A 15,148-nucleotide genomic window follows, 5' to 3' on the forward strand; every position below is an offset into this window, starting at 1 on the left:
GCTCGACTTGCATGTGTTAGGCCTGCCGCCAGCGTTCAATCTGAGCCATGATCAAACTCTTCAATTTAAGATTTTGTTCGGCTCAATGAATACTGAACATTACATAAAGTAATGTTTGAATTGACTGTGCTGAATCCGAAGATTCAATGGTCACTTCGTATCATTGAAACCTAATTTGAAGCCTAAGCTTCTAATTGGATTATCATCAACGAGTGCCCACACAGATTGATAGGTCTATATTTTTAAAGAGCACACTTCGAAGTTCTCTTCAAAGTGGACGGCTATTTTAACTAGATAACTTATCGTGTCAAACACTTTTTTAAGTTATTTATCTGCGAGTTAATTTTAACTCACTAACCGTAGTTGTTTAGGTTCCGCTTCACTTGCTTTCCCGTGACAACGGAGGCGCATTATAGGGAGTTCATTAAAGAACACAAGTGCATTTTTTAAAAAAACTCACCTTTTTAGTTTGTTCGTATAGAAAACAGACAAAAGACTCTAAAAAACTATAGAAAAGGGGCCAAACGGCCCCTTTAGTGTGATTTTTATCTCAATTTTACTGTATCCATACAATTATTGATGAGCACAAATTTGGTCATTAGTAACAATTAGCTGCACTGTCTTGTCTGGAACGATTTCACCAGACAGAATTGATTTGGCTAACGGGTTCTCGACATTCTGCTGAATTGCACGTTTTAAAGGACGCGCACCATACACAGGATCGAAACCAACTTGAGCGATCAAATCGAGTGCTTTGTCGGAAACTTCTAGTTGATAGCCTTTTTCCTCTAGTCGTTTCGCCAAACGTTCCAATTGAATAGAAGCAATGGACTTAATGTGTTCTTGACCAAGTGGATGGAACACCACGATTTCGTCAACACGGTTCAAGAACTCTGGGCGGAAGTGTTTGCTAACCACATCCATCACTTCACTCTTGATACCTTGATAGTCTAATGTTGCGAAATTCTCTTGGATACGAGATGAACCCAAGTTAGATGTCATGATCACAACCGTATTACGGAAGTCAACAGTACGACCTTGACCATCCGTTAAACGCCCATCATCGAGAACTTGCAGCAGAATGTTAAATACATCCGGATGCGCTTTCTCTACTTCGTCTAACAAAATTACCGAATACGGCTTGCGACGAACCGCTTCAGTTAAGTAACCACCCTCTTCATACCCGACATAGCCTGGAGGTGCACCAACCAACCTTGCCACTGAGTGTTTCTCCATGAACTCAGACATATCGATACGGACCATCGCATCTTCACTGTCGAACATAAAGCTCGCAAGTGTCTTACAAAGCTCTGTTTTACCCACACCAGTTGGACCTAAGAATAAGAAGGAGCCAATTGGTCGGTTTGGATCAGAAAGCCCAGCTCGACTACGACGAATGGCATTCGATACAACAGAGACCGCTTCGCTTTGACCTACCACACGATTATGCAGCACGTCTTCCATGCGAAGTAGTTTCTCTTTTTCCGCTTCTAGCATCTTGGATACCGGAATACCGGTTTGCTTAGAAAGTACTTCTGCAATCTCGTTGTCGGTTACTTTATTACGCAATAGCGTCATTTCCTGCATTTCAGCTTGGGTTGCAAGATCTAACTGCTTCTCAAGTTCAGGAATACGACCATATTGAAGCTCCGACATGCGGTTTAGATCACCAGCTCGGCGAGCAAACTCCATGTCCATACGAGCTTGTTCAAGCTCAGACTTAATATGTTGAGTACCAGAAAGAGCTGCTTTTTCTGTATTCCAAACCTCTTCTAGTTCAGCGTACTCACGTTCTTTTTCATTGAGTTCTTCATTAAGCGCTTTCAAACGCTTTTCACTCGCTTCATCGTGCTCGTTACTTAGTGCTTGTTGCTCAATTTTGAGTTGGATAATTTTACGCTCAAGCTTATCCAAGGACTCTGGCTTAGAGTCAATTTGTAAACGAATGCTTGAAGCCGCTTCGTCGATTAAGTCGATCGCTTTATCCGGCAACTGACGGTCGGAGACATAGCGATGTGACAAGCTCGCCGCAGCAACAATCGCTGGGTCAGTAATTTCGACGTGATGATGAAGCTCATAACGCTCCTTCAAGCCACGTAAAATCGCCACGGTATCCTCAACGGTCGGCTCATCCACCAGCACTTTTTGGAAACGACGTTCTAATGCTGCATCTTTTTCGATGTACTGACGATATTCATCCAATGTTGTTGCGCCAACACAGTGCAGCTCACCACGAGCTAATGCCGGTTTTAGCATGTTGCCCGCATCCATTGAGCCTTCACCTTTACCAGCACCGACCATAGTGTGTAGTTCATCAATGAAGAGGATGACGTTGCCTTCTTCTTTAGCAAGTTCATTCAATACTGATTTTAAACGCTCTTCAAATTCCCCACGGTATTTCGCGCCAGCAACCAGTGCGCCCATATCCAGTGATAGCACACGGCGACCACGCAGACCTTCAGGTACTTCATTGTTAACTATGCGCTGCGCTAAGCCTTCAACAATTGCTGTCTTACCTACGCCTGGTTCACCGATAATCACAGGGTTGTTTTTAGTACGACGCTGCAATACCTGGATAGTACGACGGATTTCATCATCACGGCCGATAACCGGATCCAATTTACCTTGCTCTGCACGTTCGGTAAGGTCTATGGTGAACTTTTCCAATGCTTGGCGAAGCTCTTCCGCATTCGGGTCATTGACCTTTTGACCACCTCTGATCTTTTCGATTGCCTGGCTGACTTTTTGCTCTGTTAAGCCGATCTCTTTGAGTAATTGCCCCAGTGGTCCGCGATCTTCTAAAGCGGCAAGCAGGAAGACTTCAGACGAGATATAGGAGTCTTGACGCTTTTGCGCCACTTTGTCACACAGGTTAAACAATGTGCCCATCGAGCTAGAGAGCTGAACATCCCCACCGATGCCACTGACTTTTGGTAATCGATCTAACATTTCACTCAATTTAGAGCGTAAATGCGTTACGTCCACATCCAGCATAGTAAGCAATGGACGAATTGGACTGCCATTTTGATCAAGCAAAGCCACCATGAGGTGAACTGGCTCGATATATTGATGATCGCGCCCTAACGCTAGTGATTGAGCATCAGAGATAGCGATTTGAAACTTACTTGTGAATCGATCAAGACGCATATCTACCTTCCTAACCTCAACTAAAGGAAATTCTTTTGACAGTTAGAAAGATGGATACTCAGGAGGGGAATTTCAAGGGAGTGAATGAATAAAGATAGCTTTGCAAAAATAGTAGTATGCATCTTAGCACTTTGGTGCTTATAGCTAGTCTTCGATCCAAATAAAGGTTGCTTGTCGACCAGTCTTACCATCACGGCGATAAGAGTAAAAAGAGGCTTTATCTTGGTAAGTACAAAGTCCAGAATCAAACACTTGTGTCACACCAGCCCGGTTTAGACGTTGCGTTGCCAGCACCGACATGTCAGCAAACCATTTACTGTCGATATCGCGTGGAGCAAATGCTTGATTCGCCTGTGAATCAAAATCAACAAAAGCTTGCAGAACATCTTCACCCACTTCGAAGGCTTGAGGGCCAATGGCGGGGCCAAGCCACGCTATCACTTCACCAGAAAACAACGCTAACGCATTTTCGACAATGCCATTTGCTAAGCCGCGCCAACCTGCGTGAACTGCGGCTACTTGCGTACCTTGTGTATTAGTCAATAATAAAGGTAAACAATCGGCGGTCATCGCTGAACAAACAACATGGCTTGAAGAAGTAAATACACCATCCGCATCAAGCACCTGTGTTGTTGGTTCATTTGCTTGAGCCACAACGGTTGAATGCGTTTGGTTTAACCAGATTGGCGCATTTGGCATGCTTGCCTGTTGCGCCAACCAAGCTCGGTTCTTCTCTACTAAAGACAAATCATCCCCAACGTGAGTACCTAAATTTAGCCCTTGGTAAGGGCCTGTCGAAAATCCGCCTATGCGTGTTGAGGCGAAAGCTTTGACATTTTTAGGCGCTGGCCAATTCGGAATGATCGTCTTCATATTAGAATTCTTCCGGTAAGCCGTGCTCTTCTGTATCTTGACGAAGCGCTTCAGTCATCACCACCATGTCATCAGGCACTGGAGCATGAAACTCAAGAACTTCGCTCGTAATTGGGTGCTCAAAGCGCAGCATTACTGCGTGCAATGCTTGGCGATCGAAACCCCGGATCATTGCCGTTAGCTCTTCAGACGCACCTGTCGGGATGCGAGCACGTCCACCATATGCAATATCACCGAGCAACGGATGCTGAAGGTAAGACATGTGCACACGAATCTGGTGCGTACGACCCGTTTCTAGACGCAAGCGAATACGCGTGTGTTCGCGGAAGCGTTCAGCAACACGGTAGTGCGTTACGGCTGGTTTGCCCATTGGTGCCACCGCCATAAGCGTGCGCTTAGTAGAGTGACGACCAATAGGTTGATCCACTTTACCGCCCGCAGTCATACGACCAATAGCGATCGCTTCGTACTCACGAGTAATATTACGTTTTTGCAGTGCGCGAACCAGACGAGTTTGTGCAGGAACGGTTTTCGCCACCACCATCAAACCCGTGGTGTCTTTATCCAAACGGTGCACGATACCTGCACGAGGTACTTCTGCAATATCAGGGTAATGATGCAACAACGCATTAAGTACAGTGCCATCAGGCGTACCAGCGCCCGGATGAACCACAAAGTCACGAGGTTTGTTGATAACGATAATATCTTCATCTTCATAGACGATATCTAGCGGGATATCTTGCGCTTCCCAGCGTTCTTCATCTTCTAACTCGGCTTGCAATGTAATTTCCTCGCCACCCATTACTTTGGTACGAGGTTTAGTGACAACTTCACCATCAACTTGAACTTTCCCATCAAGCAGCCACTCTTTTAGGCGCGAGCGAGAGAAGTCCGCGAATAATTCGGCGATAGCTTGGTCTAAACGTTGACCTAACTGGCTATCTTTTACGGTATTTGTTAATACAATCTGCTGAGCCATATCGAACTTTTTTAAAAACTGTGAGACTAATGCTCACGACTGTGAAAAAATAGACTATTACGTCATTGTATCTGTTACTGGAAAGAAAGTAACGGCAGCTTAAGAAATATTTAGATTCAAGGAACAGACTCCTGATATGAAACGTCAGACTTTAACAGGCCTTTTAGCGGTATCCCTTCTGTTTGGATGTGCAAGCAAAGAAGAAATCGTTCCTGATGTGCCGCCTTCGGAACTGTATGCAGACGCACAGATTTCTCTTCAAAGTGGTAATTGGCTTTCTGCAATTGAGAAACTGGAAGCATTAGACTCACGTTACCCATTCGGTGCCTACTCAGAACAGGTGCAGCTTGACCTAATCTATGCGTACTACAAAAACGACGACCTTGCTTTGGGCTTGGCAACCATTTCTCGCTTTATGCGTTTAAACCCAACCCATGAAAAGATGGATTGGGTGCTGTACATGCGAGGTCTAAGCCACATGGCGCAAGATCGTAACTTTATGCATGATTTATTCAGCGTAGATCGAAGCGATCGCGATCCTGAACCGGTAAAAAAAGCGTTTGATGACTTCAAAAAACTGCTTCAACGCTACCCGAATAGCCCATATGCAGAAGATTCACAAAAACGTATGGTCGCGCTGAAAAACCGTCTAGCGAACTATGATTTAGCGACTGCTGACTTCTACCTTCGCCGTGAAGCTTGGGTCGCTGCTATTAATCGTAGCCAAGAGCTACAAAAAGCGTATCCAGACACAGAAGCTGCACGTAAGTCACTGACTATCCAGTTAGAGGCCTACAAGCAACTTGGTTTGGAAGACGCCGTAGCAAGAACTGAAAAGCTTATCGAGCTCAACCCTGTGAAGTAATTGAACTTGCTTTAAACTGAACCGCCACCGTTTTTACCGTGGCGGTTTTTTATTACTCTCAATAGTGTATTCAGCCCTTTCTTGATGATCTTCCTAGCTCCACATATGCTTAAAGTTCTCCTCCCCCCTTTATAAAAAGGATGTGAACGTGACGATATCTAAGCTTTGCGCAGTTATGCTGCTCCTATTGTCTGCTTCCGTTTGCGCACTGCAAATCTCGCCGCTCAAACAGCCTCCTTATACCGGAGACCTCGATGTCATCAAGGAGAAGAATGTACTGCGCGTCTTAGTTTCTGCTGATTTAGGCTTTTACTACATTGAGGGCGGCACACCAAAAGGCATAGGCGCGGAATTGCTGGCGCATTTCGAAAAAGACCTTCGTAAACTCAAACCAAAGCTTAACGTACAAATTATTCCTGTTGCCCGCGACCAGCTACTGCCAGCCTTAGAAAACGGTTCAGGTGACTTAGTTGTCGCCAACCTGACTATTACCGACACGCGCAAACAGAAAGTGGAGTTCAGTTCACCCATCCTCACTGGTATTCAAGAGTGGGTAGTGACAAACAAAAGCACACCAACGATGACGAAAATCGAACAACTGAGCGGCAAAGAGATTTGGGTGCGCGCCAGTTCTAGCTACTTTGAAAGCATTCAGACACTAAATAAGAAACTAAACAAAAAAGGCTTACCGCCTGTTATCGTGCACTTTATTGAAGAAACACTTCAAGATTATGAGCTGGTCGGAATGCTCAACAATGGTTACGTCAAAGCCATTGTTCTCGATAGCCATAAAGCCAAGCTTTGGCTGAAAGTGATGGATGATATTCGGGTTCACAAAAAAATCCCTATCCGCAAAAATGGCAAAATTGCTTGGGCAATGCGAGAAAATAGTCCCAAATTAAAAGCCGTCGTGAATAAGTTCATCCAGAAGTCTCGCTCTGGGACACTACTCGGTAACGTTATTTACGGTAAATACATCGATAATACGGGATGGTTGAACAGAGCTCTTAACCCTAAGAAAATTGCTCAACTAGAAAAACTCGCGGCGCTATTTTCACGCTATGGTGAGAAATACGATATCGACTATTTACTGATCGCTGCAATCGCTTACAAGGAATCAGGATTTAATAACGACCTAGTTGGAAGTCGAGGTGCCGTTGGCATAATGCAAGTCCTACCTAGCACTGCTCAAGATCCGAATATCAATATCAAAAATGTTCGACAATTAGAAAACAACATTCATGCTGGAGTGAAATACTTAGCTTTTTTGCGTAAGCAGTACTTCAGTGATCCTGATATTACTGCACAAAATAAACTCTACTTTACATTGGCGGCTTACAATGCGGGCCCCGGCAATGTAGAGCGTATTCGTAAGCGTGCAGCCCAACAAGGTTACGATCCTAATGTTTGGTTTAATAACGTGGAAGTCGTTATGCGGAAAAGTTTAAGCTCAACGGTTGGGTACGTCACAAGCATTAATCGCTACTACATAATATACAAACAACTAGAAAGTTTGGACCAAGTCAAAAGTCTAGAAAGGGTTTCACTAGCCCCAAAAGACCCCATTTTCATGATACCGCTACGAAAAGTCAGCCAAATGCCAGACAGTAAAAAGCCGCTTGTACAGTAAGCGGCTTTTTAAATGGATTCATTGGAAAGACTCAGTGATCGTCATCACACCTTACGTGTAGTTAAATTTTAACCACCTCAAATATTAGGCCGTAAAACTTCCCTAAAAACGAGGCCGTTTTCAGCTGAGTACTCTATCCAATCTACGGATTTACTAACCGATAACAAGCAATTTCACGATAAATCTCAGAAGTTCTTGAGTGAGATCACATTCATTTTTCATCATAAAAAACCCGAGCAAAATAATGATCTGAATCACATTTTTTTATACTTAAAGCGGTAATCTGAACTCAACCCATGAGGGATGCAACAGAGGAAAAACACTTATGACAATGAATATCACTGGCAAAAACATCGAAATCACCTCTGCAATCCGAGCTCATATTGAGAGCAAATTTAAAAAACTGGAGAAATGGCAAGTAGACCTAATTGGTTGCCAAGCAACTTTCAGTGAGGAACCAAACAAACAGAAGAAATTCGAAGCGGTTATCAAAGTTCCTAAAGGCCAGCTCATTGCCTCAGCAACTCACGAAGATCTTTACGCAGCTATCAACGAAGTGGAGCAAAAACTAGAACGACAATTGAACAAGCTGACCCACAAACCTGAAGCTCGACGTGCAAGTAAGCCTGAGCTAGTGGAAGAAGAAGAGTAAACTGAACAGATTGAGGAAATAGCGCCGAAAGGCGCTATTTTTTTGCTTGACGCTCTCCCCAGCCTTGCTTATTGTGTTTAAACACTCATAAATTAAGCACTATTTATGCATTTAACCTCACTGTTTATTTTTGACTTCTTTTTCCTCCCATAGTTGGAGGGGCGAACTCGTTTGTGAAAGAAAAGTCAAAAACAAACAGAAAGCCTCCCAAATCGGGAGGCTTTTTTATAAGGAAAGAATTGATGACTGACCAACCTATTTCCCTCGAAGAAATTCGTTTACGCTTGAATGAGTTGGATGACCAACTTCTCAGCTTATTGTCTGAGCGCCGTAAACTCAGCATTGAAGTAGCCAAAAGCAAAGTACAAACCTCAAAGCCTGTTCGCGACGCCGTCCGTGAACAGCAATTATTGGTCAAGCTGATTTCTAATGGCCAAGATAAATACGAACTTGACGCGCAGTACATCACCAAACTTTTCCATACCATCATTGAAGACTCAGTTCTGCTTCAACAAAGTTATCTGCAAAATCTCGTTAACCCACAGCAAAGCCGTAAGCCACTTGCTCGCGTCGCTTTTTTAGGAGCCAAAGGCTCTTATTCGCACTTGGCAAGTCGCGAATACTTCAGTCGTAAAAATACGGAGCTTATCGAGCTCAACTGCGAGCACTTTAAAGAAGTGACTCAAACGGTTGAATCTGGCCATGCTGATTATGGCGTTCTGCCAATCGAAAACACCAGCTCAGGCTCTATTAATGAAGTGTATGACTTACTACAACACACGACGCTTTACATCGTTGGAGAGCTAACTCAACCAATCGAACACTGCTTGGTTGCGAAAAAAGACATTCGTCTGGAAGATATTAAAACGCTGTATTCTCACCCTCAGCCACACCAACAGTGCAGTGAGTTTTTAAGCCGTATGAAAGGGGTAAAGCTGGAGTCCTGCGCGAGCACAGCAGATGCAATGCAGAAAGTCCAAGAGATGGATCGTGATGATGTGGCTGCAATTGGTAATGCATCAAGCGGTAAGCTATATGGCTTGCAAGCAATTCAAGGCAACATCGCAAACCAAACCGAAAACCATACTCGCTTTATCGTGGTTGCTCGTAAACCGGTTGAAGTTTCTACTCAGATTCCAGCAAAAACCACATTGATCATGTCGACCTCCCAAGAGGCAGGTTCATTGGTTGAAACACTATTAGTGCTGCAACGTTACGGCATCAATATGACCAAGCTAGAATCACGCCCAATTATGGGGAACCCGTGGGAAGAGATGTTCTACGTAGACTTGACATCACATCTTGCTTCGACAGAAATGCAACAGGCACTTGAAGAGCTAACAAAAATCACTAAACACTTGAAAGTATTAGGCTGTTACCCGAGTGAGAACGTAAAGCCTACGCAAGTAAAATTGAGTTAATAGACACCAGTGAGTAAAAAGATCATGGCAACCCAAAAAGTCGTAATCGCATCGCTAAACCCAGCCAAAATTAATGCAGTTCAAAGTGCATTTCGTAATGCATTTCCGTATCAAGAGTTCAACTTCGTTGGCATCAGTGTACCGAGTGAGGTCGCAGATCAGCCCATGACGAATGAAGAAACTCATCGTGGTGCGCTAAACCGCGTTAAAAACGCAAAAGTAGAGATGCCAAACGCGGATTACTATGTCGGTCTCGAAGCGGGAATTGAAGCAAACGTGACGTTTGCTTGGATGGTGGTTGAGTCAGAGACTCACCGCGGTGAATCTCGTTCTGCAAGCTTAATGTTGCCGCCAAAAGTCTTGGAAAAACTCAAGGATGCGAATGAGTTGGGAGATGTAATGGACGAAGTGTTTGGTACTGATAATATCAAACAGAAAGGTGGCGCTATTAGCCTGCTAACCCAAAACCAGCTAACTCGAAGCTCGGTCTATCACCAAGCCTTGATTCTGGCTTTAATTCCATTCACAAACCCTGAGCATTTTCCTTCAAATTTATAACACTCAGCCTAGTCTCTAGATACGCAAAAAGGGCGGATATTTCCGCCCTTTGTAATACGTTATCTTAGTCACTTGTAACACCAAGGCCTAAAAGCAGTTTGGATATACTGTCTACTTAGATACCGCAACTTGTTCTAACAAGACTTTCAACTTGTCTTTTTCTTCATCAGATTTCGACTTTAGTTCGTTAGAGCCACGAGTAATGGTGGCAATGCCCACACCAAGCATCTGACTGATCTGACGTTGAGATAATTCTCCTTTAAGAAGTTCGTTAATTATATTAACGCGTGATATTAATGACTCTCTCTCATCACGTGACATCAGCATAGTTAACAGCATGTCATCTTGCTGGGTGCCCATACTTGTTCGAATTAGCTCAATAATCTGTTGCCAGTCTTTATACTCGGGTTCGTGCGACATCAAGTTACCTCACTCAATACTTGGTATTGATCTCATGTTGATTCAAGAACGCGCCATCGATACCCAAAAGATCACGATAGTATGTTTCAAACATCAAGATGTTTTGTACATAACCGCGCGTCTCTTTAAATGGAATTGCCTCAATAAAGGCATAAGCATCCACTTTTCCTTGGGTACGCTCTCGCCACGTTTTTACTCTGTTAGGACCTGCATTATAAGCAGCAAGAGCAAAAATACGATTATTATCGTAATCCTCTAATAAACCTTGCAAATAATGGCTACCAATCTCGATATTTTTTCCTACATTGTAGAGATCCTGCGTACCTTGATAACTCAACTTATATTTACGTGCCGTGTACTTCGCCGTTGCAGGCATGATCTGCATAAGACCACGAGCGCCAACTGGAGAGCGGGCTTCAACATCTAACGCACTTTCCTGTCGAGCGAGAGACATCATCGTGACGGGATCAATGTTGTGCTTTTTCGCATAAAAGTTAAACCACCAGCGGTGTGCTATTGGGAACCTAAGTTCGATGTTATCCCACATCTGCGCTTGAATACTCGCGGTCACCGTTAAGTTATGCCAACGTTTAAATGATGCATAAGCCGCCAACATCGCCTTTTCATCTTTTCCTACGCGGCGCAGTAAGTGTGCCCATTCACTCTTCGCTGCTGCGATTTTATCCGTCGCGATCAACTCTTCGATACGAGCTAGCGAGTCTTGATAGGGTTGAACAACTTTCTTATCCAACTTAACCGTATGCGTTGGGTATTTGATTGATTGTCCGATTGCATTGGCGGCAGCCACACTGTAGAAGTTTCGTTGCCCAAGCAGAGTTGCTAAACGCTGTTTCCCCGCGATGTCATCACCTAACGCTATTTCACTTCTTCCAAGCCAATATTGCCAGCGTAGCGTGGCTTGTTCTTCTTTATTTAGAACAGCAATCCACTCTTGTACGCCTTTCCAATCTGCATTTTGAATCGCTAAGCGGATGCGCGTTTCAATCAACGGTAAGTACTGACTGGTTTTCGTTTTATCATCGCGCCATTTAGCTAATGACTCAGACTCCGTACGAGTCAATCGAAATGCAATATAGTCGGCAAGTTCTTGCGCTTTTTCTGGAGAAAACTTCTGTCCTTTAATGACAGCATCGTACGCACCTTGTGCTTGGCTAGTGTTCATACGAGCCAACTTTTCTAACGCATATTCACTTTGCGCTCGATTAAAATCATTCGCAGGTTTTTTCTTCGCGAATTCCGCAACGCTTGAAGGATTATCAAACAACGCTTTCATTTCTTTGGCTTGTTGCTTTGCCTGCGCTGATTTAGGCAGTTTGAGCAAGTAACTCATCAAACCGCCATTACGAGCATCAAACGCCAGTAACATACGCTGTAGAATCAGTTCATCGGTACGCTCACCCGCCTTGTCCCATGCCGCAAATAATGGGTCACACTCATCAGCAATGCTGATGCCACGTAACCACATATGTTCAGCCCCTTTAAACGCCGCGACTTTCTTGCCTTGCTTTAATTGAGCGACGTAGAAAATACATTGGTAACGCTCACCACTAGGAATGACTTTTTGAAACTCAGTAATGGTTTTCCAATCTTTTTGCTTATAAAGATGATTGAGGTATGGAGCGCGAACTCGACGAGAAAATGGAAAAGACTCGTGCTCAGAAATAAACTCGTTCACCTGTTGTGGTGACTTTTCCGGTAACTGTCTAATAAAAGTGCGGTAATCCACATAAGGCGTTAGTGGATAGTCAGAAATTTTAGGACGAATCGAAAGGTATCCGTCGATGTCATTTTTATCTAATAAATCTTGAGCTTGCTCATATACTTCGCGCTGCTTTTCCAAACTCAGCGCGGCATTAGCACTCAAACTCATAGCACACAACGCGGCGGCGCAGCATACGTTTTTAGCCAATTCAGATACGTTGAATCTCATTTGTGTCATTTTCCCCAGACATATACTGCCCTAAAGCCTAGTTTTGTTAGAGTTCATGTGATGTTAAGGCAATTTTCACACATGCATCTATTTACACAGAATGCAGATGTCCATGTAAAGCAACTTAGTGTATTAAAAATTGTACTCGTCAAACTTTTAAGACGATGGAGACAAAGCGTTTCTAACTCGCATAGAAAACATTTCGTCATTCTTAACGAATAACAAAAGTGTATACCCTAACCGTGTAAGTTTCCGGTCAGCTCAAAATAAGAAATCCATTCGTTAGGGAAATTCTTGCAATGCGGTAACAAAAACAAAGCACTTGGTATAAAATGATGGGTTTGAATGACAGTTAATTTAGGAACGATCGGCAATGGCTGAATACGTATATACCATGTCGCGGGTGAGCAAAATTGTGCCACCTAAGCGTCAAATTCTTAAAGACATCTCTCTGAGCTTCTTCCCTGGTGCGAAAATCGGTGTTTTAGGTCTGAACGGTGCAGGTAAATCCACACTGCTACGTATCATGGCAGGTATCGACACGGATATCGACGGTGAAGCGCGTCCACAACCTGGTCTAAACGTAGGTTACCTACCTCAGGAACCAGTATTAGACGAATCAAAAACCGTTCGTGAAGTTGTTGAAGAAGCGGTTGCTGACGTTGCTGACGCTCTGAAACGTTTGGACGCAGTCTACGCAGCATACGCTGAACCAGATGCAGACTTCGACGCACTTGCAAAAGAGCAAGGCGAGCTAGAAGCCCTTATCCAAGCGAAAGATGGCCACAACCTAGAAAATGCGCTTGAGCGTGCAGCAAACGCACTACGTTTACCTGAATGGGACCAAAAAATTGCGCACCTATCAGGTGGTGAACGCCGCCGTGTGGCTATTTGTCGCTTGCTACTTTCTAAGCCAGACATGCTACTGCTTGATGAACCTACCAACCACCTAGATGCAGAATCAGTGGCTTGGCTAGAGCGCTTCTTAGTGGATTACACAGGTACCGTAGTAGCCATCACCCACGACCGTTACTTCCTAGATAACGCTGCGGGCTGGATCTTAGAACTGGACCGTGGTGAAGGTATCCCATGGGAAGGCAACTACACCTCATGGCTGGAGCAAAAAGACGCTCGTCTACAACAAGAAGCCTCCCAAGAGAGTGCTCGCCAAAAGACTATCGAGAAAGAGCTTGAGTGGGTACGTAAAAACCCTAAAGGTCGTCAAGCGAAGTCAAAAGCACGTATGGCTCGCTTTGAAGAACTGCAAAGCTCTGATCACCAAAAACGTAATGAAACCAATGAACTGTTTATCCCACCAGGTGAGCGTCTAGGTGATAAGGTTATTGAAGTGAAGAACCTGACCAAGTCATTTGACGGTCGTGTTCTGATTGATGACCTGTCATTCAGCATCCCTAAAGGTGCGATTGTTGGTATCATCGGTGCTAACGGCGCAGGTAAATCGACGCTATTCAAGATGTTAAGTGGTACTGAACAACCAGACTCGGGCACAATTGAGATGGGCGATACAGTAAAACTGGCATCGGTCGATCAGTTCCGTGACAGCATGGACGATTCTAAAACCGTATTCCAAGAGATCTCTGAAGGTGCTGATATCATTAAGATCAACAACTTCGAAATCCCAGCTCGCGCATACTGTTCACGCTTTAACTTTAAAGGCAGTGACCAACAAAAGATTATTGGTGAACTATCGGGTGGTGAGCGTAACCGTGTCCACCTTGCGAAGCTGCTTAAAGCGGGCGGCAACGTGTTGCTACTCGACGAACCAACCAACGACCTTGACGTTGAAACACTGCGTGCTCTAGAAGAAGCATTACTAGAGTTCCCTGGTTGTGCAATGGTTATCTCGCACGACCGTTGGTTCCTTGACCGTATCGCGACCCACATCATTGACTACCGTGACGAAGGCCAAGTTAACTTCTACGAAGGTAACTACACAGAGTACATGGATTGGTTGAAGAAAACATTGGGTCCTGAAGCCGCAGAACCACACCGTATCAAATACAAGCGTATTGCGAAGTAATCGCAACCCACAAAGTTTGATTGTAATTTGTACAAAGGCCGCTATCATAGCGGCCTTTGTTTTCTTTGTTATAAAAAGAGCTCATTAGCCCGTCTCGTTCGTTAAGAACATGACATTGCACTTACGTCACTCTGTAGCGACCTCGACACTTTTCAAACAACAATCGAACACTTTTTGTTCGTATTGATATACTATTCAATTCTGTTTGACGACCTGACGAGAATATTCATATGACAGAGAGACGACGCTTTTCACGTATTCTCCATCAAGCTCCAGCTAAGATAGAACAACGTGACTTGGCAATTGAAGCTAGGATTCAAGATCTTTCCTTGCATGGTTTACTCATGAAAGTGGAAGAGACTGAGGCTTTGGATCCAACCCTTCCAGTCCATGTGACTTTTTCATTTGATCAATCCGAACAAGTGATTACGTTAAAAGCGCAAATTGTGAATGTCTCTAAGTGTGAGATTAGGTTGAAGATCGCTAAGGTAGACATCGAAAGCATTAGCCAACTAAAACGATTTATAGAATTGAATGTAGGCAATAACGACCTTCTGAATCGAGAGTTAGAGCACCTCTCTGGTTTTTAGGAGAAAAATAAATGAACGCCT

The 15,148-nt window shown here is 44.1% G+C and carries 12 protein-coding genes, 1 rRNA gene and 1 other annotated feature; of the genes, 7 read left to right on the forward strand and 6 right to left on the reverse strand.

Annotation, left to right across the window (positions count from 1 at the left end; genetic code table 11):
- The 4 genes from R7Q48_RS18225 to rluD all read right to left on the reverse strand — a co-directional run.
- A 16S ribosomal RNA gene (locus tag R7Q48_RS18225) occupies positions 1–67 on the reverse strand; the annotation flags it as partial.
- Between the two features lie 506 nt (positions 68–573).
- The gene (gene clpB, locus R7Q48_RS18230) at positions 574–3,147 is read right to left on the reverse strand and encodes an ATP-dependent chaperone ClpB (protein ID WP_005381873.1); all 2,574 of its coding nucleotides are present in this window, start codon (positions 3,145–3,147) and stop codon (positions 574–576) included.
- A gap of 144 nt (positions 3,148–3,291) precedes the next feature.
- Positions 3,292–4,020 (reverse strand): peptidoglycan editing factor PgeF, encoded by a 729-nt coding sequence (gene pgeF / locus R7Q48_RS18235; RefSeq protein ID WP_262656539.1) that lies wholly within the window; start codon positions 4,018–4,020, stop codon positions 3,292–3,294.
- Position 4,021: 1 nt separating this feature from the next.
- On the reverse strand, positions 4,022–4,999 hold the full coding sequence (rluD, locus tag R7Q48_RS18240; RefSeq protein ID WP_206958067.1) for a 23S rRNA pseudouridine(1911/1915/1917) synthase RluD: 978 nt from the start codon (positions 4,997–4,999) through the stop codon (positions 4,022–4,024).
- A 136-nt stretch (positions 5,000–5,135) separates the two neighbouring features.
- Here rluD and bamD point away from each other — a divergent pair, with 136 nt between their 5' ends.
- From bamD to yjjX, 5 genes are all read left to right on the forward strand, one after another.
- Positions 5,136–5,864 carry an outer membrane protein assembly factor BamD gene (gene bamD, locus R7Q48_RS18245; protein ID WP_005381876.1) on the forward strand — a complete coding sequence of 243 codons (729 nt, stop codon included), beginning with the start codon at positions 5,136–5,138 and terminating at the stop codon, positions 5,862–5,864.
- Positions 5,865–6,012: 148 nt separating this feature from the next.
- Positions 6,013–7,494 (forward strand): lytic transglycosylase F, encoded by a 1,482-nt coding sequence (locus R7Q48_RS18250; RefSeq protein ID WP_309474001.1) that lies wholly within the window; start codon positions 6,013–6,015, stop codon positions 7,492–7,494.
- A gap of 325 nt (positions 7,495–7,819) precedes the next feature.
- On the forward strand, positions 7,820–8,146 hold the full coding sequence (gene hpf / locus R7Q48_RS18255; protein WP_005381889.1) for a ribosome hibernation-promoting factor, HPF/YfiA family: 327 nt from the start codon (positions 7,820–7,822) through the stop codon (positions 8,144–8,146).
- Positions 8,147–8,254: 108 nt separating this feature from the next.
- Positions 8,255–8,376: a sequence feature (Phe leader region), on the forward strand.
- A gap of 12 nt (positions 8,377–8,388) precedes the next feature.
- Entirely contained in the window at positions 8,389–9,567 is a 1,179-nt protein-coding gene (gene pheA, locus R7Q48_RS18260; RefSeq protein WP_017636154.1) for a prephenate dehydratase, read from the forward strand.
- Positions 9,568–9,591: 24 nt separating this feature from the next.
- On the forward strand, positions 9,592–10,125 hold the full coding sequence (gene yjjX / locus R7Q48_RS18265; protein ID WP_005385931.1) for an inosine/xanthosine triphosphatase: 534 nt from the start codon (positions 9,592–9,594) through the stop codon (positions 10,123–10,125).
- Positions 10,126–10,236: 111 nt separating this feature from the next.
- On the opposite strand, the gene trpR is transcribed toward yjjX, so the two are convergent.
- The gene (trpR, locus tag R7Q48_RS18270) at positions 10,237–10,545 is read right to left on the reverse strand and encodes a trp operon repressor (RefSeq protein ID WP_005381892.1); all 309 of its coding nucleotides are present in this window, start codon (positions 10,543–10,545) and stop codon (positions 10,237–10,239) included.
- A 13-nt stretch (positions 10,546–10,558) separates the two neighbouring features.
- Positions 10,559–12,505, reverse strand: coding sequence for a murein transglycosylase (gene sltY, locus R7Q48_RS18275; protein ID WP_411912876.1), 1,947 nt, complete (start codon positions 12,503–12,505; stop codon positions 10,559–10,561).
- 364 nt (positions 12,506–12,869) lie between these two features.
- On the opposite strand from sltY, the gene ettA reads away from it, so the two are divergent.
- Both ettA and R7Q48_RS18285 read left to right on the forward strand, forming a co-directional pair.
- A complete protein-coding gene (gene ettA, locus R7Q48_RS18280) occupies positions 12,870–14,537 on the forward strand; it encodes an energy-dependent translational throttle protein EttA (RefSeq protein WP_005381894.1) in 1,668 nt (555 codons plus the stop codon).
- Between the two features lie 230 nt (positions 14,538–14,767).
- Positions 14,768–15,127: a PilZ domain-containing protein gene (locus tag R7Q48_RS18285; protein WP_031781006.1), complete on the forward strand. Its 360-nt coding sequence runs from the start codon at positions 14,768–14,770 to the stop codon at positions 15,125–15,127.
- Positions 15,128–15,148 lie beyond the last annotated feature (21 nt).

This window comes from Vibrio sp. 378 (assembly GCF_033339435.1).